A 20229-nucleotide genomic window follows, 5' to 3' on the forward strand; every position below is an offset into this window, starting at 1 on the left:
CAGCGCGTGAAGCCAGACTAGCCTCTCGCCTCGTGATGGCAACCTGCGATGCGCCACGCCACCTCCGCGTTGGATGAAATCACTTCATCGCGCGGATGAACAGCGCCGATCACGGACCCCGCCGCAAAATGCACGGCTCTATCGCCGAATTTCGCAGTGTCGCGGAGGTTTCAATGGTTTGACACGGCCGCTCAACCGCTGACAATCAGCGCCCGATGAGCAAAGCGGCGCCAGAACCCGAGATCCAGGTCCCGGAAGACGTGAAAAAAGAAAAGGGCTTGTGGGAGAAAACCCGCAAAAGCCTGATCGAGCGTCTGAACAACTGGGAAGACCAGCGCACCTGGAACGAGTTTTACCAGACTTACTGGCGGCTGATTTTCAGCGTGGCCACCAAGGCAGGCCTGACCCGCGAGGAGGCCTTTGATGTCATCCAGGAAACGATCATCGCCATCGCCCGCCAGGTGCAGAAAGGGCAGTACGATCCCCGCGCCGGCTCGTTCAAGGCCTGGCTGCTGCAAATGACGCGCTGGCGCATCCTGGATGTCTTCCGCGCCCGCAAACGCCAGCCTTCGCTGGCCGACCAGGGCAATGCGGACACGGAAGACACCAGCACGCAGATCGTGGACCGGCTGTCCCAGGACAAGGACAACATGCTGGAGAAGATCTGGGACCGCGAGTGGCGTGACAACATCACCGCCGCCGCGCTCGAACGCGTGAAGGCCAAGGTCTCGCCCCGTCAGTTCCAGATTTTCGACTGCTACGTCATGAAAGGCTGGGGCGTGAAGAAGACGTCCGAAGCCCTCGGCATCAACGCGGCGCAGGTGTACCTGGCCAAGCACCGCGTCGGCGCTCTCGTGAAGAAAGAGGTGCAGGCGCTCGAAAACACGATGCTGTAGCGCAGGCGGCGTCCGGAAAGGCGGCCCTGGGGCATGCACGCGAGTTTCAATGCCCCGAACGGATTGCTTGAGAAGGCCGTTTTTGATGGGAGACTTCCGCGCGTTTGAACCAGCCCATGCCGGCCGGCTTCAACCAGCGCACCTCCCACGCCAGCCTCATGAGCGATCCTGACGCCCTGCCAGCCGCACTTCCGCACTCGTCCGTTCACGCCGACGCAGCGGATCACGTGCCTGCGGCCCAGGTGGTGGAAGACGTGGATCACCGGGACTCCACCCGCAGCGTGGAACTGCCCGCGCCTCCGATCTCCCCACCGACGGTGAAGCCGCGGGCGAAAGCGCAGCGTGAGAAAAACGGGCCGCCCTCGCACCGCGATGACATCGTCATCCCCGACTACACGCTGCTGAAACGCATCGGTTCCGGTGCCTACGGAGAGGTCTGGCTGGCACAGAGCGTCACCGGCGCCTTGCGTGCCGTGAAAATCGTCTGGCGTGAGGACTTCGAGCTCACGCGCACGTTCCATCGCGAATTCCAGGGCATCCAGCAGTTCGAGCCGATCTCCCGCGGTCATCCCTGCCTCGTGCACATCCTGCACGTGGGCTGGAATGAGGAACGCGGCTTCTACTACTGTGTGATGGAGCTGGCCGACGATGCCGAGGACGGCGCGAACATGACGGATGTGCAGACCTACGTCCCGCGCACACTCGGCACGGACATGAAGCGCCACGGACGCCTGGACCCGTTCTTCTGCCGCGACGCGGGCGTGTACATGGCCGACGCGCTGCATTACATGCACAACCACGGTCTCACGCATCGTGACATCAAGCCGTCGAACATCATTTTCGTCGGCGGCGTGTGCAAACTGGCCGACATCGGCCTCGTCGCGGCCTTTGGCGAGCGCACCTTCGTCGGCACCGAGGGTTTCGTGCCGCCAGAAGGCCCCGGCACGCCGCAGGCGGACATCTACAGCCTGGGCAAGGTGCTCTATGAGATGAGCAGCGGGAAGGACCGCATGGAATTCCCGGAAGTGCCCGACAATCTCTCCGATGAGGAGTGGCCCTTCTGGCTGGACCTCAATCGCGTGATCTGCCAGGCCTGCGAATGCGATCTGGACCGCCGGTTTGCCACTGCGGCGGAGTTTGCCGAGGCTCTGCAGCACGTCGGCGACAAGAAACCGGAGAGCTTCATCCGCCGCTTCAGCCGCGCGGCGATCTTCACCACCGTCGGTTCATTTCTCCTCGCCAGCGGTCTGGTCATGGCCAGACACCAGCGTGAATGGGCCTACACCATCCCGGTGCCGGTGAAACCGCCGCCCGTGCTACCAGCACGGCCGCAGCCGCCCACCCCGGGCAAACCGTGGCAGAACCGTCTCAAGCAGTGGTTCACCTTCAAAGGAGACCGCCACGTGGCCGATCTGCCGCTCGATGCCCTGCTCTTTCGCAATTTCCTCGACGCCACCTATCGTGCCGCCGAGTACGAAGTGACGCCGTTCACACTCCCGGACAAGACCGTGCTCTACGCAGCGGTCATTCCCGCGCCCGAGGCGGATGCCTTTTGCTCATGGATGACGGCCGCCGAGCGGCAGACGGGCCGTCTGGGCGCCGGTCACGAATATGTTTGGCGCACGGCCAACGTCCCGCGGCCTCCAGGAGCCTCTGCTCCAAAGCAGGGTCACAGCGCCATCCGCTGCGAGATCGTCAGCGTGAAATTTGGCAGCCTGAACATCGCCAGCACGCCTTCCGGAGCCGATGTTTACGACGGGGAACGCCTGCTGGGCCGCACCCCGCTGGCACTGCCCAAGGTGCGTGCCGACAGCTTTGACTACGAAGTCAGTCTGCCAGGCTACAAGCCCGAACACGTCAGCGGAAAGCTGAAGGAGAAGCAAAGCATCAGCTTCAATCTGCGCCTGAAGGCCACCGGCGCGGTCGTTTTCGGCAAAGCCTGGCAGAACAGCCTCGGCATCAAGTTTGTGCCGCTCGGAAAGGCGATGCTCGCCAGCACCGAGACACGGCGCAAAGACTTCGCTGAATTCGCGAAGGCCACAAATCAACCGCCCGTCGATGGCCGGGTGCTCGATGCCGGACCGGACATGCCTGTGACGATGGTGAACCGCTCCGAGGCGGAACAATTCTGCCGCTGGCTCACGGATCGTGAGCGTGCGCAGGGTTTGCTCGAACCTGACCAGGAATACCGCCTTCCGAGCGACGACGAATGGAGCATGGCCGCCTATCTTTCCCGCGAGATCGGCGCCACGCCGGCCGACCGCAACATGCGCATCGAAGGCATCTACCCCTGGGGCTTCATCTGGCCGCCACCAGTGAAGTCAGGCAACTTCCTCGACAAAGCCGCCGACAACACCGCCAAGAAGGCCATCCCGGGCTACAACGATGGTGCCGCAGGCGCGTCCGCCGTCGGCTCCTTCCGTGCCGATGGTCGTGGTCTGTTCGATCTCTCCGGCAACGTCTGGGAATGGGTCTCCGATTCATGGAAGGACATTCCCGACCAGGGAGTGCTGCGGGGCGGAGCTTACACCACGGCGGAACGCCAGGAACTGCTCGCCTCCTATCGCCGCCAGTCCGCCGCCGCCGACCGTCACGTGGACGCCGGATTCCGCATTCTCCTCTGGAACATCGGTCAGGCAGCTCGTGCGGATGAAGATTGAGCCGCCGGGGCCATTGCGGGAATAAGCAATCTTCGCCCGCCCTCCCACGTATCAGATGCTCCCAACGCCATGAAACTCCGTCTCGCCCTCTTTTCCGCCCTCCTCGCCGCCTTCTGCATCGTAAAGGCCGAAGACAAGCCCAAAACCGATCCCAAAGCCATGCCCCAGCCCGAAATTGTGAAGACCGATGACGAATGGAAGAAGCTGCTCACCCTCGAACAATACGAGGTGACCCGCCAGCGTGGCACCGAGCGCCCCTTCGGCCACATTTACGAGGAGTTCGAAAAACAGGGCGAAGGCACCTACTACTGCGTGTGCTGCGGGGCCGAACTCTTCACCTCCAAGGAAAAATTCCACTCCGGCTGCGGCTGGCCGTCATTCTATGACTCGTCGAAGGCCAAAGGCGTTCTCGAAAAGCCCGACAACAGCCACGGCATGCGCCGCGTCGAAACCGTCTGCAAGCGCTGTGGAGCGCATCTCGGCCATGTGTTTGAAGGCGAAGGCTTCAAAACACCCACCGACCGCCGCTTCTGCATCAACGGCATCGCCTTGAAGTTCGTCCCCAAAGGCGGCGAAGCTCCGAAACTCCTCGAAGTCAGCTCAGATGCCGTCCAGAAAAAGAAAGACGAAGTCGCCAAGGAAGGCGGAGTCGAGGTGAAGAAGTGAAGCTGATTCCGGCTCAACGTCTGATGACACCGTAAGCCGTCGCCAGCAGCACGACCGTCACTCCCATCAGCATGTAAACCCAACGTGCTGGTCGGGTTCGCATCAGCGGAGTCAGACGGATGACATCCTGATAGTCCGCGCTGAATACTCGCCGCGTTTTTGCGCTGAGGAGGTAGCGAAGCACTGCTGCGTGGATGATCACATCGGCCATGCCTCGCGGAAAACGGGCAAGGCCCACCAGGATCAGAAATGCCAGCCCGAGGCATGTCCCTCTCCACGCCCATGGTTTGAGAAAGCAAAGCGCCCCTCCGAACAGCAGCGGCAGCGCCGTTGCTGCCACCTTGAACGCCGACAGCCTGAAAACACCAAAGACATCGCTCAAGATGCGGCCCATCATCACTTGGGCCGCCACATTCAGCACCCCGGCGAACACGATGAGCACGCCCACAGCTTTCAGGTGAGACTCCGTGGGCAGGTTTTCCCGCCTGATCCGTGCTGCGTCCGGATCATCCTCCAGCACCTGAGATCTTGGCGCTGCATACGGATTGAGTTCGTCCATGGGAAAGCAGCTCCGGCTGCACGTCACGGATCAACCCTTCCCCGTCTTCACAAAGTCGATGATCTTGCGGTCATCGTCGCTCGCAGCCCACGTCACTCGCAGAAAATCAGCCGGGTGAATCTGGTGCTGGGTGAAAAAGGCACGATCTCCGCCGCAGCCATACATCGTGTCCGGATCCATTTCGCCCTTCAGCTTGGCACGTGCCTTCACGATCAGACGCGGCAGCCATGGAATCCCGTCCACAGCGGCCGGTTTGGGCGGCAGTTCGCTCGGCGGCACCGTTTTGCCGGTGAATTTCCCCTCCATCACCACCTTGAAGTAATCACGACGCACCGCAGCCACGAGCAGCGCCGTCTCCAGCGTCGGCCCCTCCGCTCCGTAGCGGCAGTGATCGTCCACAAAGTCGAAAAACTCCTGCGTGGTGTGCCCGATGGAAGCCAGAAAAGCCTTGTCGGCCTCGGTGAACCATTTTTCGGCCCGTGTGTCGCCTGCGCGGTGCAGTTTGGCGCAGCGTTCGAAGAGTTCGCGGAAGGTCGTGTCCCAGGTTTGATCGTTCATGGCCGTGGATGCTAGCGGCGGCATCTTGCACGTCAAACAATCGCATGCGCAACCATTCCGGGCCGCATGAGTTTACAGCCCTCATGTTTCCCGCTAGCATGGCGGTTCCCTTTCCCGCCTTTCGAATGCCCCAACCGGAACGGATCGCTCCCACACCGCCCGCGACTGCTGATGCAGACGCGGTCGATGAGTCGTCCGACCAGGAAAACGTCCGCCTCATGCTCCGTGTGAAGGAGGGCGACATGAAAGCCTTCGAGCGGCTCGTCGAACTGCACCAGAACGCCATCGTCGGCACCGTCGCACGCATGCTGAACAACGTGGACGACGCGCACGACATCGCGCAGCAGGTCTTCATCCGCGTGTGGCGCAGCGCCCCGCGTTACGAACCCACGGCGAAGTTCACCACCTGGCTCTACACCATCACCCGCAACCTCGTCTTCAACGAGACACGCCGCCGTTCACGCCGCAAGGAAGTCAGCATCGAGCAGGAGAACGAGGACGATCCGCCGAAGCACTACGCCGACCACAGCGTCCCCGGCGCGGACGAAAACCTTTCCAAGGCCGAGTTCCACGACGCCCTCGACAAAGCCATCGCCGCGCTGCCGGAAAAGCAGCGCATGGCCGTCATCCTTCGCGGCCGCCAGGACCTGCCATACGAGGAGATTTGCGGCATTTTGAAGATGTCGCTGCCCGCCTTGAAGAGCCTCCTCTTCCGCGCCCGCAATGACCTGCGCAAACACCTCGCCAATTTCCTCGGCGAAGACGTGGGATAGGAGCGCGGACGCCCTCGTCCGCAAAAATGGCTTGGCGAACAAGGCTGCCCGCACTCCCATGGGCGCACCATGCGCCTCCTCAGCCTCCTGTTCCTCCCCACGCTCGCCCTCGCCGCGCCGAAGCCTCTCTTCCGCTCGCCGGTCATCGACACGAAAACGCCGAACCACAGCGTGGACATCGACGTGTCGCTCGACGGCGCGAAGGAGCTCTTTCTCGTCGTCACTGATGCCGGAAACGGCTTCACCGCCGATTGGGCGGATTGGGCGGAGCCGCGGCTCGTGCTCGCGGATGGCAGTGAGAAAAAACTCACCGAGATCGAGTGGAAATCCGCGCAGTCCGGCTGGGGCGGCGTCCGCGTTAATGCCAACGCCGAGGGCAAAGAGCTGCGCAGCGCCGGAAAGGGCATCGAATACGGCCTCGGCACGCACGCGAACAGCGTCATCGCCTTCAACCTGCCTGCGGGCACGAAGCGCTTCAAAGCCCGCGGCGCACTCGATGAAGGCGGCACGAAGCAGGGAAACAGCAGCAGCGTCACCTTTAGCGTCTTCACCGAAAATCCCGGCCCCATCGCCGCCAGCGACAATAACACCGCCGCGCACGAGCCGGAAAACGCCACGCAGCAGCTCGACGTGCATCCCGAGTGCATCGTGCAGCTTTTCGCCAGCGAGCCCATGATGCTCTCGCCCGCCAGCATCGACATCGACCACCGCGGCCGCGTCTGGGTCTGCGAGGTCGTGAACTACCGCAAGCACAACGGCGAACGCGCCGAGGGCGACCGCATCCTCATCCTCGAAGACACCGATGGCGACGCGAAGGCCGACAAATCCACCGTCTTCCATCAGGGCGCGGACGTGAACAGCGCCCACGGCATCTGCGTGCTCGGCAACAAAGCGCTCATCTCCTGCGGCGACGACGTCTTCTGGCTCATCGACGACAACGGCGACGACAAAGCCGACCGCAAAGAGCTCATGTTCACGAAGATCGGCGGCGCTCAGCACGACCACGGCATCCACGCCTTCCACTTCGGCCCCGATGGCCGCCTCTACTTCAATTTCGGCAACGCCGGCAAACAGCTCTGCGACAAGGACGGCAACCTCATCACCGACATCCACGGCGTGAAGTGCACCAATCAAAACAACCGCCCCTACCAGCAAGGCATGGTCTTCCGCTGCGAACTCGACGGCAGCAACGTCGAGCTGCTCGCCTGGAACTTCCGCAACAACTGGGAAGTCGCCGTCGATAGCTTCGGCACCCTGTGGCAGAGCGACAACGATGACGACGGCAACAAAGGCGTGCGCATCAACTACGTCATGGAGTTCGGCAACTACGGCTACTCCGACGAAATGACCGGCGAAGGCTGGCAGGTCCCGCGCATCGGCTGGGAAAGCGAGATCCCGCAGCGTCACTGGCATCAAAACGACCCCGGCGTCGTCCCGAACATGCTTCTCACCGGCGCAGGCAGCCCCACCGGCATGCAAGTCTATGAAGGCGATTTGCTCCCCAGCATCTTCCACGGCCAGCCCATCCACTGCGATGCCGGCCCCAACGTCGTCCGCGGCTACATCACCCAGCCCGACGGCGCCGGCTACAAAGCCGAGATCGTGAACCTTCTCGACGGCAGCCAAAACCGCTGGTTCCGCCCCAGCGATGTCGCCGTCGCCCCCGATGGCTCTTTAATTGTCGCCGACTGGTATGACCCCGGCGTCGGCGGCCATGGAATGGGCGATGTCACGCGTGGAAGGTTGTTCCGCGTGACGACGAAGGCCGGTTTGAAGTTTCAGGTTCCAAGTTTCAAGTTGGAGACGGCTGAAGGTGCCGTGGAGGCTTTGAAGTCTCCGAATGAGTCCGCGCGGTATCTTGCGTGGCAGGCTTTGAAGAAGCTGGGTGGCCGCGAAGCTCTCACCAAGCTCTTCGAGGACGTCAAAGCTCTTCCTCATCACCGGGCGCGTGCGCTGTGGGCTTTGCAAAGTAATTCAGGGCTTCAGCCCGCTAACCCGTCCAAAGGCCAAAACGCCAACGAATCGGCCTCATCACCCGCCGACGAGCTAAAGCTCCAAAGTACATTGGCTGCCGCCCTCACCGACAACGATCCCAACCTCCGCATCACCGCCCTCCGCGCCGCCCGCCAGCTCTGGCAGCAAAAACAGCCTGAGAAGCTCCGCGAAGTCATCCTGAGAGCCCTGTTCAAAGACGAAGGTGATTCAGTAGTAGCACCAGCATCTCTGGCTCGTGAGACAGCTATCGCTCTTCGTTTTGATCCAAGTGAAGATGCCAGCGGCATCTGGGTTACACTCTGGCGGAGAGCAAAAGTGGAAGACATATTTATGTACGAAGCACTGGCGATCGGAGCAGCCCTTAGCTGGAAGCAAAGGATTGATTTGCTAGGAATTCCTCACATGACAGGAAAGGGTGATGAGAAGCAGCTACATGCCATCTTAGCGCGATCCAGACTGCCTGAATCTGCTGAATTCATTTCAAGCATGCTGGATGGTTCGAACGACCAAGAAATAACAGCGCTTGTCGGAACATGGGTTTCAGCCAACAAACTGCACCTCCTCCGCGCCCTCCAACTCCTCCAATACCACCACCGCGAAGAAGTCTCCAAAGCCGCGCTGACCATCTTCCTCAAAGCAGACCCCGAACCGGCTCTCGCGGCCACCGCTTTGCTCGACCGCAATGCCATCGCTTCGAATCCAGAGGCCAAGACGCGGTTGGAGGCGCTTTTGAAGCCGGTGATCGGCAAGGCGGACTTTGTGGCCTTGGTCGAAAGGCTCAACCTGACGGGGTTTGAGAAGGAACTGCTCGATTTCATCAGCGCGAACCCGAACGCGCCGGAGTCGGTGAACGCGGCGCGGCTCATCGCGGCGAATCGCGATGGTGCGCTGCGCTTTTTGAAGGATGCGGACGCGAAATCGGCCAAGGCGCTCATCGCGGCGCTGGGTCGCGTGAGCGATCGCGCGGCGGTGGCGGTCATGAACCAGCATTTCTGGCCGGAGAAGCGCGAGGACGTGCGCCGCGTGCTCATCGACGCCCTCGCGCTCAGCGGCGAAGGTGGTCGCGCCATCCTGAAATGGCAGTCGGAAGGCAAATTGCCGCCGCAGTTCAAAGATCAGGCCGCTCTCGCGCTCAGTCGCAGCACCGATGCCGGTTTGCGCGATCAAGCCGCCCGCGAGCTTCCGCTGCCCGCGGCGCAAGGTCTGGCCAATTTCCCCAAACTGCCCGAACTCCTGAAGCTGAAGGGCGATGCCGCCAAAGGCCAGGCCATGTTCATGCAGGCCGGTTGCGTGGCCTGCCATCGCGTCAAAGGCCAGTTCATCGACTTCGGCCCCGATCTCACCCAAATCGGCGCGAAACTCAGCCAGGACGGCCTCTTCACCGCCATCCTCTACCCCAGCGCCGCCATCGAGCACAGCTTCGTCGGCCAAAACGTGACGACGAAGGAAGGTCAAGCCGTCATGGGCTACGTCGTGAGTGAAACGGATGCCGAACTCACGCTCCGCATGGCCGGTGGAGCGTCCACCACCGTCAAAAAGGTCAATATCGTCAAGAAGGAGGAGCTGAAGGACTCTTTGATGCCACCCGGCCTCGCGGGGGCGATTGGTCCGCAGGGTTTGGCCGATCTCGTGGCGTGGTTGCAGCAATTAAAGTAGCCTTGTTGCTGTGCAACAAGGCCGCGCCTGTTCCACAGGAACAGGGCAACTTTGATAGCGCAACATCTCCCCTTCCCCCATCGTTTCACCACGCACCATGCGCCTCATCCTTCCGCTGCTCTTCGCCCTCTCACTTCCCGCCGTCGCTCAAAGGGCCGGGAAAACGAAAACCCCGATCAAACTGACCGACGCCGAGGTCGCGACGAAGGAAGTCGTTTACAAGACCACGCCGCAGGGTGAGCTGAAGCTGCACGTCTTCTCACCCAAAGGCGAAGTCCAGATCGCTGCGCTGCGTCCGTGCGTCGTGTTTTTCTTCGGTGGCGGATGGAAGAGCGGTTCCTACCTGCAATTCGTGCCGCAGGCCGAATACCTCGCCAGCCGTGGCATCATCGCCATCAGTGCCGACTACCGCATCGCGAACATTCACAAGACCACGCCGGACAAGGCGGTGGAGGATGCAAAGAGCGCCATCCGCTGGGTGCGCGGCCATGCGACCGAGCTTGGCATCGATCCTGACAAGGTCATCGCGGGTGGCGGCTCCGCAGGTGGACATCTCGCCGCCTGCACGGCGCTGGTGAAAGCCTACGACGCCGAGTCCGATGACAAGTCCATCTCCGCAAAGCCGAACGCGATGGTGCTCTTCAACCCCGCCATGAACATCGCCACGCTTTTCAAGCAACGCGACACCGGCGACAGCCCGATCACGCTCGACATGGCCGAGGCCATCACGCCGAACAATTTCGTCAGCAAGGACACGCCACCGGCCATCCTGTTCTTCGGCACCGCCGACAAACTGAAGGCTGGCGGCGACGAATACATCAAAAAAGCCCGCGAACTCGGCCTGCGCGCCGAGATGTGGGCAGCCGCCGACATGCCGCACGGCTTCTTCAACCGCGCGCCTTGGATCCAAGTAACCGCGAAGAAGATGGACGAGTTCCTCATCTCCCTGGGCTATCTCGGCGGAGATCCGACGATCAAACTGCCGGAGAACGCGCCGGAGTTGAAAGCCGAGTAGCGCTGGGTGCTTATGGAGTGGCGACGATGCGTCGCCTTTCCCGCCTTGCTTTGGCGACGATTCGTCGCCATTCCATAGCCCATGCTCACCGACACCTCCCGCGCCGCCGATTTCCCCAGCCTGAAAGGCATCCATTACCTCAACACCGCCGCGGAGAGCATCCCGCCGCTGTGCGTGAACGAGGCGGTGACCGAATACATGCACCACAAGTCGCTCGGCATGCGCGGGCGCGACTTCCACTTTCCCCGTGTCGAGGAGTGCCGCGAGATCACCGCGAAGCATCTCGGACTGACCACGGACGAGGTTTCCTTCTGCTCCTGCAGCTCCGAGGCTTACAATCTGCTCGCGTCCGCGCTCGATTTGAAACCTGCAGACGAGGTGGTCGTCACGGATCTCGACTTCCCCGCCGGCGCCACGCCCTGGCTCACCGCACCGGAGCATTCGCGCCCTGTCTCGCGTCTGTGGCAGAACCGCGATGGTGCGCTGAACCTCGTCGATCTCGCCTCGCTGCTGAATGAGCGCACGAAACTCGTGCAGGTCAGCCTTGTGAGCTTCTACAACGGCCACCGCATCGGCTACGCGAAGCTGCGTGACCTGGTGCGCCTGCACGCACCGAACGCCGTGCTCGCCGTCGATGTCACGCAGGCGCTCGGGCGAGTCGTGCTGGATTGCCAGGACGCCGACATCCTCATCTCCAGCACGCACAAATGGACGCTCGGCATCCACGGCGGCGGTGTCATCGGCATTCCAAAGAAATCCGCCGCCCGTCTCACCACGAAGGCTGGCGGATGGTATCACCTGAGCAACGCTTTCGATGCTGATCGCTTCGAAAACGCCCGTGTGAAGCCAGGTGCGCTCAGTTTTTCTGTCGGAATGCCCAGCTTTGCCGCGCTCTACGCGCTGAATGCCTCGCTGCGTTACCTCGATCAAATCGGTGTGGCAAAGATCGCCGCACATGCCGATCCGCTCGTCGCACGAGTGCATGCGGGCTTGAAGGAACTAGGCATCGCGCCGCTGTGCTCGGCACAGCCCGACAACCCGAGCGGCATCGTCGCCTTCCGTCACGAAAACACGACGAAGATCAATGAGGCGCTGCTGGCGCAAAACATCCACGTCATGCACCAGGTCGGGCGCATCCGCATCGCCCTCCACGGCTACAACTCTGCGGAGGATGTCGAGAAGCTGCTGGCGGCGTTGCGAAGCGAGCTCTAAAAGTGATTCAGGGCATTCCTGCCCTGAATCGCAAACCTGACCTTGGACTGGGAATCACCAAAACTCCTTCTGCTCATCCTGCCGGCGCTAGCGCTGCTGCTGTGGATCGAGTCGCGTTCGTCCCATCCGCTGTCGGGTCTGCGGAAGCGGCTCTTGCTGGTGGCACGCGCCATCGCTGTGATGCTGGCCATCGCCGCCCTGGCGGGTCCCGCACGTGTGACACAGACGGGACGCAAGGCGCTGGGCATCATCATTGATGCCAGCCAGAGCATGGGCGCTGAAGGTCTTGCCAAAGTGAACGACGAAGCCATGCGCGTGCGTCGGGCTCTAGGCAGTGACATCGACTCCTTTGTGGTGCAGCTCGGCGTGCAGCCGGAGTTGATGCCTGAAGCAAGCACTCCGGCGATGCGGGCGGATTGGCAGAAAAAAAACGGTGGAGACAGCCACTACGCTGCCGCCATCGAGTATGCGGAGGCGATGTTTCCGCCTGGCGTGAGCCGGAACATCCTCATCATTGGAGACGGCCATGAGACACGCGGCAGTTTGCTCACCGCCGCACGCGAAGCGGCCGTTTCCGGCATCAAACTGCATGCGCTGCCCGTTTCCGGTCCGCGCAGGCCGGATGCGCGCATGATCGCGCTGACGCCGAACCGCACACGCTTGTTTGAAGGCGCCAGCTTGAGCCTGAAGGCCGTGTTTGAGAGCACCGTCGCAAGCAGCGGCACGCTGAAGCTCTACGAGAACGGCATCGAGGTCGAAAAGCGGCCCGTCACGCTGAATCCGGGCGCTTCGCAGGAGATCAGCTTCACGCGCACGCCTTCCACACGGAACACGTTTCAATATCGCGCTGTGCTCGAAGGCATCCAGGGCGACACGCTGCCTGGAAACGACAGCGCGCTGGCGATTGTCGATGTGCGCGGACGTTTGCGGCTGCTTTACATCGAATCCGACGCCGGTGAGGCCCGTTACCTCATGCAGGCGATGGAAAAGGAGGGCATCGAGCTCGATCTGCGCCAGCCGGGCAATCTCGCCATCACCTTTGATCAGCTCAGTGGTTACGATGGCGTGATTCTCTCCGACGTTCCCGCGCATCAACTGGGCGATCCGCTCATGAATGCGCTGCGTGATTACGTCGATAAACTCGGCGGCGGACTCGTGATGCTTGGTGGGCCGGGTTCGTTCGGCGTGGGCGGCTATTATCGCACGCCCATCGAGGAAGTGCTGCCTGTGCGGCTCAAAGCACCGGATGAAGAAGAAAAGCAAAGCGCTGCTGTCGCCCTCGTGATCGACCGCTCCGGCTCGATGGCTGGCGAAAAGCTCGAAATGGCCAAGAGCGCGGCGATTGCGACGGCGGAGGTGCTGGGCCATAACGATTCGCTCGGCGTGTGGGCCTTTGACTCCGATGCGCATGTCGTCGCACCGATGACGCGACTGACTTCAACGAACGCGGTGTCAGGTCAGATCGCCGCCGTGGCCTCGGGGGGCGGCACGAACTTGCAGCCCGCGTTTCAACTCGCGCGCGAGGCGCTGCTGCGCACGAAGGCACGTGTGAAGCACATGATCATCCTCACGGATGGTCAGACTGCGGGTGCAGGCTACGAGCAGCTCGCCGCTCAATGCCGCGGCGAAGGCATGACGATTTCCACAGTGGCGATCGGCGAAGGCTCGCACGTGGCGCTGCTGCAGGCCATCGCCTCCAGCGGCGGCGGACAGGGCTACACGACGCTCGATGCGAGCGGCATCACGCGCATCTTCACGCAGGACACGCTGATGCACACCGGGCGCATGATCCGCGAGGAGCCGTTCACGCCGGAGTTGAAGGAAAAACAGCCGATTCTCGCCGGATTCGAGAAGTGGGACTCACCGGCCTTGCTCGGCTACGTGAAGACGACGCGCAGGACCTCCGCACAGGTGCCTCTCGTCACCGAAACGGGCGATCCGCTGCTCGCGCACTGGCGATTCGGCCTCGGCAAGGCCACTGCATTTACTTCCGATGCAAAAAGCCGCTGGGCATCGCTCTGGATCGCACGCTGGAAAGATTACGGCCGCTTCTGGTCGCAGGTGCTGCGTGAAACCGCCCGTGCGCCGCAGGGACGACTCATGGATTTGTCCACACGCATGGATGGCGATGACGCGCGCATCAGCGTCGATCTTCTCGCCGATGCAGGGACACGCGCCAACAACGCCGTCGTCGAGGCGGAGGTGTTTCACGTGGCTGCGGACGCCCTCGGTGCGGCGATGAAGCCGGTGCAGAAGCTCACGCTTCGCCAAACTGCGCCTGGAACGTATGAAAGCAGCTTCCAGCCAACGCAGACCGGCATTTACCTCATCCGCGCCCAATCAGGCGCCGAAATGGTGACCACCGGGCTCGTTCACAATCCATCATCGGAAGCCAGCCTTGGCACCGTGAATGAATCGCTGCTTCAAGAGTCCGTGAAGATCACCGGCGGGGATTACCTGAGTGATCCCAAGCGATTGCCGAACCTCGAAACGACCAAAGCCATCCAGCACGAGGAACTGTGGCCTTCTCTGCTCATGTTGATGCTGCTCATTTTCCTCATCGACACCGGCATCCGCCGCTGGGAGCACGTCGTCGGCCTGTGGCAGTTGATCCCGCTGAAGAGAGCCTGATTCACGCCAGCAGCGGCTCCACGCTGGCCTGGATCAGCTCGATGAGCGCCGGGTCCATGAACTCATAGTCATCCGGGATGTCCAGCACCTCGACGCGAAGGTCGTGAAACACCTCCGGGAAGTCCTCCCGCAGCTTCCGTTTATGGGCGGCCTCCATGACGAGCACCAGATCCGCCCAGCGCAGCAGCTTCTCCGACACCCGCCGCCTTGCCGAGGCACTCACGCCCGCACTGCGCACCTCCACCCGCGGATCATTTTGATACACCGCCTCCGCCGTCGGGCTGCGCCAGTGGTTGCGGGAGCAGAGGAAGAGGAGACGCATGGTTTAATCGGGCTCAGCTTCAAACGGCTGCCATTGGAATTCGATATCGTCTGCCTCGATTAACCATCGTGCACCGGAGGTCCATTCGATCTCATGCAGCAGGTTTCCATTCGTAGAGAGTCGGAACTCGTCATAGCGCCAGTCTCCCAAGCCTCCATTCAACTCCGACGCATGGATGTTAAAGCTTATCAAACGAGGGTAACGCAGCAAAAGCTGTCCATCGTGGTAAGCGCCCAACAGCGTAAGCACAGCGGAGTTGTCACGCTTCGGGCCAGATGCGGTCGCCCCCTCGGTGATTTTGAATTCTTGAAGCCAGGCGTCGTGCGGACAGTGATGACAACGGAAGTCATACCACTCGGCCGACAACGCGAGCTTCATCGCGCCCGGTGGCATCCGGTCGCGAACAGATTCGATGTACTCCTCATATCGCCTCCAATATCCTTGGAAGTCCTTGTCTCGTTGCTCGGAGAGAAGAAAGGACATGGAGACGACGCGAGGTGGCTGCTTACTTCCTGACCAACAAGCTCTTCCCCGTCATCTCCGCGGGCTGCTTCACGCCGAGCATGTCGAGCAGCGTGGGCGCGATGTCGGCGAGGATGCCGTTGTGGACGGTGTAGTTCGCGGCGTCGGCGGCGACGTAGATGCCGTGGACGAGGTTCGTGGTGTGGGCGGTGTGCGGGGAGCCGTCGGCGTTGCGCATCTGCTCGCAGTTGCCGTGGTCGGCGGTGATGAAGAGCTTGCCGCCGAGTTCGAGCACTTTTTCCACGATGAGCTTCACGCCGAAGTCGATGGTCTCGCAGGCATGCACGCCGGCCTCGACGACGCCGGTGTGGCCGACCATGTCGGGGTTGGCGTAGTTCATGATGACGGCGTCGTATTTCTCTAACTGGCGCAGCACTTCAAAGGTGAGGTCCGGAGCGCTCATCTGCGGCTTCTTGTCGTAGGTGGGCACTTCTTTGGGCGAAATGGCCAGGTAGCGATCCTCGCCAGGATTCGGCTCCTCGACGCCGCTGTTGAAGAAGAAGGTGACGTGCGGGTATTTTTCCGTCTCGGCCGCACGAAGCTGCGTGAGCCCTGCGGCGGCGATGGTTTGCCCGAGGTTGTTGCTGAGGCTTTCGGTGCCAAAAATCACACGAGCGCCGAGATCGACGTAAGTCGCGTCATACTCGGTGAGCGTGTAGTAACCGGTCTTCGGCGTCACTTCGCGGTCAAAGCCGACGAAATCGGCCTTCAGGAAGGCCTCGCTGAGCTGGCGGGCGCGGTCGGCGCGGAAATTGAACCACAGGATGACATCGCCATCGCGGATGCGCTGCTCGTTGGCATTGGAAAAAATCATCGGCTGCATGAATTCATCGCCGCGCGGGTCTTTCGGATACGCAGCCTGCACGGCGGCGCTCGGCAGATCCGTGCGCACTTCACCGCGACCGAGCACGATGGCATCCCAGGCGAGCTTGTTGCGCTCCCAGCGCTTGTCGCGGTCCATCGCGTAGTAGCGACCGATCACCGTGGCGATCTTCGCGCCGCTCGGCTTCAAATCGGCTTCCAGCTTCGCCATGTAGGCCGCACCGCCGGTCGGCGAGGTGTCGCGACCATCGGTGATGGCATGCACCATCAAATCGGTGACGCCCGCAGCCTTCGCGGCATTGCACAAAGCGGCGAGGTGATCCTGATGCGAATGCACGCCGCCATCGCTGATGAGGCCGAGGAAGTGCAGGCGCTTGCCTTTCGCTTTCTCGAAGGCTTCCACGAGCACGGGCATCTTTGCCAGCTCGCTATCGCGGATGCTCTTATTGATCCGGGTGAGGTCCTGATAGACGATGCGGCCCGCGCCGAGGTTCAGGTGACCGACTTCGCTGTTGCCCATCTGGCCTTCCGGCAGGCCCACGTCTTCGCCGCTGGCGCTGACGGTGCCGCGAGGATACGTGGCATAAAGATGATCATGAAACGGCGTCTTCGCGAGCAGCGTGGCATCGCCATTGGCTTGAGCTAGAGCTTTGCCGCCGGGATTGATACCCCAGCCGTCGCGGATGATGAGAACAACAGGTTTTTTGGCCATAAGAAACGGGATGTGTCTGCGCTCCATCCCCTAAATCCCCCGGAGAATCAAGGTCAACAGCGCGAAAGACAAGGCCGCTCAGAACGTTTGCGCCGGGGCCCGACCCGGACTATAAAAATGGCAGTCATTCCCCCGACCTTCGTCGCCCATTCGTCATGATCATCGGACCGCATTCCAAAATTCCCCGGGCTGCCATCGCCATCCTTGTGGCCGCCTTGGGCACCGCGTCGGCTGACATCACCCATGCCGAGGACGGCAAGCCGGGCTTCTTCAAGAAGCTTTTCGGCGGCGGCAAGGAGGAAACTCCTCCTGCGGCAGAGACGAAACCGGCCCCGAAGCCTGCTCCTGCCACGAAGCCGAAGTCTGAACCGGCCAAGACCACCTCCACGAGCGGCAAACCACCACGAGTGATCATCACCACCACCGGCGGCGGCGCGAAGAAGAAGGTGGAGCTGAACAAGCCGGCGACTTCAACTTCATCCAAAGCCACCGCCAAGACCCAGCCGCAACCGCAGCCGAAAACCGAGCCGGTCAAAGACGTGACGTCCACGGCACGCCGTGGCGAAGGCGAGTTCAATTCCGATGCTGGAGACCGGTCCTCCTCCAGGTCCGAGGCAGTGACGGTGCTTCCTGCCAACGGCGGCTGGCAGATCGTGAAGATCGGCGGACGCGACTACGTGACCGCCGAAAGCATCCGGAATTTCTACAATCCGGTCTATGGCTTCAACACTTTCCGGCTGCAGGGCACCCACTTCTGGCTGGGGTCCTCCAAGCTGATCCTGAAGGCCACTGTCGGTTCCCAGGAGATGCTGATCAACAACATCAAGTTCATCCTGAGCTTTCCCGTCCAGGAGCACAACGGCCAGGTGCTCTTCTCCCGGCTCGACCTGTGCAAGCTGATCGACCCCGTGCTGTATCCCAGCCACATCCAGAACGCTGAATACTTCGACACGGTGGTCATCGATGCCGGCCACGGCGGTCACGATGCTGGCGCGCGTGGCGTCTATGGCTACGAGAAGGACTTCGCCCTCAAAATGGCATCCGCCGTGGGCGCCGCCTGCAAGGCCCGCGGCTTCAAGGTGGTTTACACCCGCAGCACGGACACCTTCATCACGCTCGGCGGCCGTGTGGCGATCGCCAACCAGACGCCCAAGAGCATTTTCCTCAGCTTCCACTTCAATTCAGGTGGTTCCGCCGCCACGGGCATCGAAACCTGGGCGCTCACCCCGCAAAACGCCGCCGCCACGATCTCACGCGGCGGTGGCTTCAACGCCAACGGCGTCACTGGGAACAAGCAGGATTCGGCGAACATCGCGCTAGCCACCGCCGTGCATGCGAGCGTGATCAGCCGCTTCAAGTTCGTGGATCGCGGCATCAAACGTGCTCAGTGGAGCGTGCTGACCGGCTGCAAACGCCCGGGAATTCTCTTTGAGGGCGGTTTCGTCACCAACGGCCAGGAATGCCTCCTCGTCGCCTCGGATTCCTATCGCCAGCAGGTCTCCGCCGCGATCGGCGACGCCGTGGTGAACTATCGCAAAGCGCTCGAATCGGCCATGGCGAAGCGCTAAACCGCTGGAAGCCGCGCCTCCAGCAGCGCTGCGAGTTGCGATGTGTCTTCGAGGGTGACGTCGGCGGCCACTTTCGGCTCGTGGTGGCTCAAGATGCGGACTGTGCGAGGCACGCCGGCGTTGACCGCCATCTGGACGTCGCGGTCGTGATCGCCGATGAGCCAGCTTCGGCTCAAATCAAGGCCGTGGTCCGTTTCGGCACGCACAATCATCTCCGGGCTCGGTTTGCGGCAGGTGCAGGTGCCGGAGAGGTGGGTGCAGGCATAGATGCCATCGAAAGCAGCCTGATGTGCCGCCAGTTCCGCCTGCATGCGGGCATGAATGTCGTCCAGGGCAGCCTGCGTCATGAGCCCCTTCCCCACGCCTTGCTGACTGGTGACGACAATCGTTGCGTAGCCCCTGGCTTTGCACAAAGCGAGCGCCTCGACGATTCCCGGTGCGAGATGAAAATCCTCCCAGCGCAGCACGTAGCCCGCGCCGGGCGACACATTCACGACGCCATCACGGTCAAAGAAAACGGCGGGGCGTCCATTCATGAAGAGGATGAGGTTTCGCCCGGCCAAAGCGGAAAGCCATGCACGAGCACGTTGTCCCCCATCGGCCGGACGGTGACGTTTTGGAGCTCGACGGAATGTGGAAGCTGGGGACCGGCCAAGGATGGACGACCGCCACCGCACAGCAGCGGCGCGATGTACCAAAACACCTCGTCCACCAGGCTTTCCCGAAAGGCCTGCCCGAGCACGATGCCGCCGCCTTCGATCAAAACAGCCATCACACCGCGTTTGCCGAGGTCCTGGAGCACTTCAGGCAGATCGACGCCATGCATGACCAGCGTGCGGTCTTTGAACTCATCGGTCAGCAGGTGCGAGTGCGGCGGAATGTCGCCACTGCGGGTCAACACCACGCGCCAGGGCTGCACCTTCCCGCTTCCAGAGCTGCCATCACGCAGATTGAGCTGCGGATTGTCCTTCCGCACGGTTTCGGCACCCACGATGATCGCATCCACGCGCAGCCGGAGCCTGCGGCCATGCGCACGGGCGGCGTCGCTGGTGATCCACTGGCCTTCACCGGCCGGCCGGGTCAGCCGGCCGTCGAGGCTCTGGCCTGCCTTGGCAATGACATAAGGAATCCCGGTGGTGATCCACTTGGTGAACGGCCGGATCAAGGCCTTGCACTCGGTCTCCAGCACTCCGGCGACGACTTCGATGCCTGCGAGCAGGAAAATGTCCCGGCAGCGGCCTGCATGCCTGGGATTGGGGTCATGCGCTCCATAGACAACACGTTTGATCCCGGCGGCTTTGATCGCCTCTGTGCAGGGCGGCGTGCGTCCATGCGTGCAGCAGGGTTCGAGCGTGATGTAAATCGTCGAACCCGGCAGCAGCTTCGCGTTCACCTGCCGGGCGTCTCGGATCGCCTCCACCTCGGCATGAGGATTGCCTGCTTTGCGATGAAATCCCTGCCCGATCACCTTCCCCTGCGCCACAATGACCGCGCCCACAGGCGGATTCGGGCTCGTGAGACCGACACCACGCTGCGCCTGGTCGAGAGCGAGATGCATCCAGCGCTGGTCTGGCGTCTCGTTTTTGTCAGAGGGCGGCGGCATGTGGGAGGCAGGCACCATAGGCACGGCTTCGCGGTGGAGAAGCAAGAAGTTTGTGCTCG

At 62.0% G+C, this 20229-nt stretch carries 16 protein-coding genes; 9 read left to right on the plus strand and 7 right to left on the minus strand.

Features of this window, described 5'->3' with window-relative positions:
- Positions 1-260: 260 nt before the first annotated feature.
- The 3 genes from IAE77_RS14475 to msrB all read left to right on the plus strand — a co-directional run bounded on the left by IAE77_RS14475 (position 261) and on the right by msrB (position 4222).
- A complete protein-coding gene (locus IAE77_RS14475; RefSeq protein ID WP_294227650.1) occupies positions 261-896 on the plus strand; it encodes a sigma-70 family RNA polymerase sigma factor in 636 nt (211 codons plus the stop codon).
- Between the two features lie 116 nt (positions 897-1012).
- Positions 1013-3556 (plus strand): bifunctional serine/threonine-protein kinase/formylglycine-generating enzyme family protein, encoded by a 2544-nt coding sequence (locus IAE77_RS14480; RefSeq protein WP_294227651.1) that lies wholly within the window; start codon positions 1013-1015, stop codon positions 3554-3556.
- Between the two features lie 69 nt (positions 3557-3625).
- The gene (msrB, locus tag IAE77_RS14485) at positions 3626-4222 is read left to right on the plus strand and encodes a peptide-methionine (R)-S-oxide reductase MsrB (RefSeq protein ID WP_294227652.1); all 597 of its coding nucleotides are present in this window, start codon (positions 3626-3628) and stop codon (positions 4220-4222) included.
- A 13-nt stretch (positions 4223-4235) separates the two neighbouring features.
- Here msrB and IAE77_RS14490 read toward each other — a convergent pair whose 3' ends face one another.
- Positions 4236-4781: a hypothetical protein gene (locus tag IAE77_RS14490; protein ID WP_294227653.1), complete on the minus strand. Its 546-nt coding sequence runs from the start codon at positions 4779-4781 to the stop codon at positions 4236-4238.
- Between the two features lie 30 nt (positions 4782-4811).
- Entirely contained in the window at positions 4812-5339 is a 528-nt protein-coding gene (locus IAE77_RS14495) for a DUF5069 domain-containing protein (protein ID WP_294227654.1), read from the minus strand.
- A gap of 125 nt (positions 5340-5464) precedes the next feature.
- Between IAE77_RS14495 and IAE77_RS14500 the strand changes: the two genes are divergently transcribed.
- The 5 genes from IAE77_RS14500 to IAE77_RS14520 all read left to right on the plus strand — a co-directional run bounded on the left by IAE77_RS14500 (position 5465) and on the right by IAE77_RS14520 (position 14621).
- The gene (locus IAE77_RS14500; RefSeq protein WP_294227655.1) at positions 5465-6112 is read left to right on the plus strand and encodes a sigma-70 family RNA polymerase sigma factor; all 648 of its coding nucleotides are present in this window, start codon (positions 5465-5467) and stop codon (positions 6110-6112) included.
- A gap of 69 nt (positions 6113-6181) precedes the next feature.
- Positions 6182-9763: a PVC-type heme-binding CxxCH protein gene (locus IAE77_RS14505; RefSeq protein ID WP_294227656.1), complete on the plus strand. Its 3582-nt coding sequence runs from the start codon at positions 6182-6184 to the stop codon at positions 9761-9763.
- A gap of 97 nt (positions 9764-9860) precedes the next feature.
- Complete coding sequence (locus IAE77_RS14510; protein ID WP_294227657.1) at positions 9861-10778, plus strand: alpha/beta hydrolase; 918 nt, start codon at positions 9861-9863, stop codon at positions 10776-10778.
- Between the two features lie 81 nt (positions 10779-10859).
- Positions 10860-11990 (plus strand): aminotransferase class V-fold PLP-dependent enzyme, encoded by a 1131-nt coding sequence (locus tag IAE77_RS14515; protein WP_294227658.1) that lies wholly within the window; start codon positions 10860-10862, stop codon positions 11988-11990.
- Between the two features lie 42 nt (positions 11991-12032).
- Positions 12033-14621, plus strand: a complete 2589-nt coding sequence (locus tag IAE77_RS14520; RefSeq protein ID WP_294227659.1) for a VWA domain-containing protein — start codon at positions 12033-12035, stop codon at positions 14619-14621.
- 1 nt (position 14622) lies between these two features.
- Here IAE77_RS14520 and IAE77_RS14525 read toward each other — a convergent pair whose 3' ends face one another.
- Genes IAE77_RS14525 through gpmI form a run of 3 tightly spaced genes read right to left on the minus strand, consistent with a single transcriptional unit; the run spans position 14623 to position 16999 of the window.
- Positions 14623-14943: a phosphotyrosine protein phosphatase gene (locus tag IAE77_RS14525; RefSeq protein WP_294227660.1), complete on the minus strand. Its 321-nt coding sequence runs from the start codon at positions 14941-14943 to the stop codon at positions 14623-14625.
- A 3-nt stretch (positions 14944-14946) separates the two neighbouring features.
- A complete protein-coding gene (locus IAE77_RS14530; RefSeq protein WP_294227661.1) occupies positions 14947-15426 on the minus strand; it encodes a hypothetical protein in 480 nt (159 codons plus the stop codon).
- Between the two features lie 22 nt (positions 15427-15448).
- Positions 15449-16999 (minus strand): 2,3-bisphosphoglycerate-independent phosphoglycerate mutase, encoded by a 1551-nt coding sequence (gene gpmI / locus IAE77_RS14535; protein ID WP_294227662.1) that lies wholly within the window; start codon positions 16997-16999, stop codon positions 15449-15451.
- Positions 17000-17154: 155 nt separating this feature from the next.
- Here gpmI and IAE77_RS14540 point away from each other — a divergent pair, with 155 nt between their 5' ends.
- Entirely contained in the window at positions 17155-18567 is a 1413-nt protein-coding gene (locus IAE77_RS14540) for an N-acetylmuramoyl-L-alanine amidase (RefSeq protein ID WP_294227663.1), read from the plus strand.
- On the opposite strand, the gene IAE77_RS14545 is transcribed toward IAE77_RS14540, so the two are convergent.
- Complete coding sequence (locus IAE77_RS14545) at positions 18564-19103, minus strand: HAD family hydrolase (RefSeq protein WP_294227664.1); 540 nt, start codon at positions 19101-19103, stop codon at positions 18564-18566. The genes IAE77_RS14540 and IAE77_RS14545 overlap by 4 nt on opposite strands.
- Complete coding sequence (gene ribD / locus IAE77_RS14550) at positions 19100-20170, minus strand: bifunctional diaminohydroxyphosphoribosylaminopyrimidine deaminase/5-amino-6-(5-phosphoribosylamino)uracil reductase RibD (protein ID WP_294227665.1); 1071 nt, start codon at positions 20168-20170, stop codon at positions 19100-19102. The genes IAE77_RS14545 and ribD overlap by 4 nt, the downstream gene beginning before the upstream one ends.
- Between the last annotated feature and the right edge of the window lie 59 nt (positions 20171-20229).

Origin of the sequence: Prosthecobacter sp. (genome assembly GCF_014879935.1) — a bacterium.
In the GTDB taxonomy this organism is placed as follows: domain Bacteria; phylum Verrucomicrobiota; class Verrucomicrobiia; order Verrucomicrobiales; family Verrucomicrobiaceae; genus Prosthecobacter.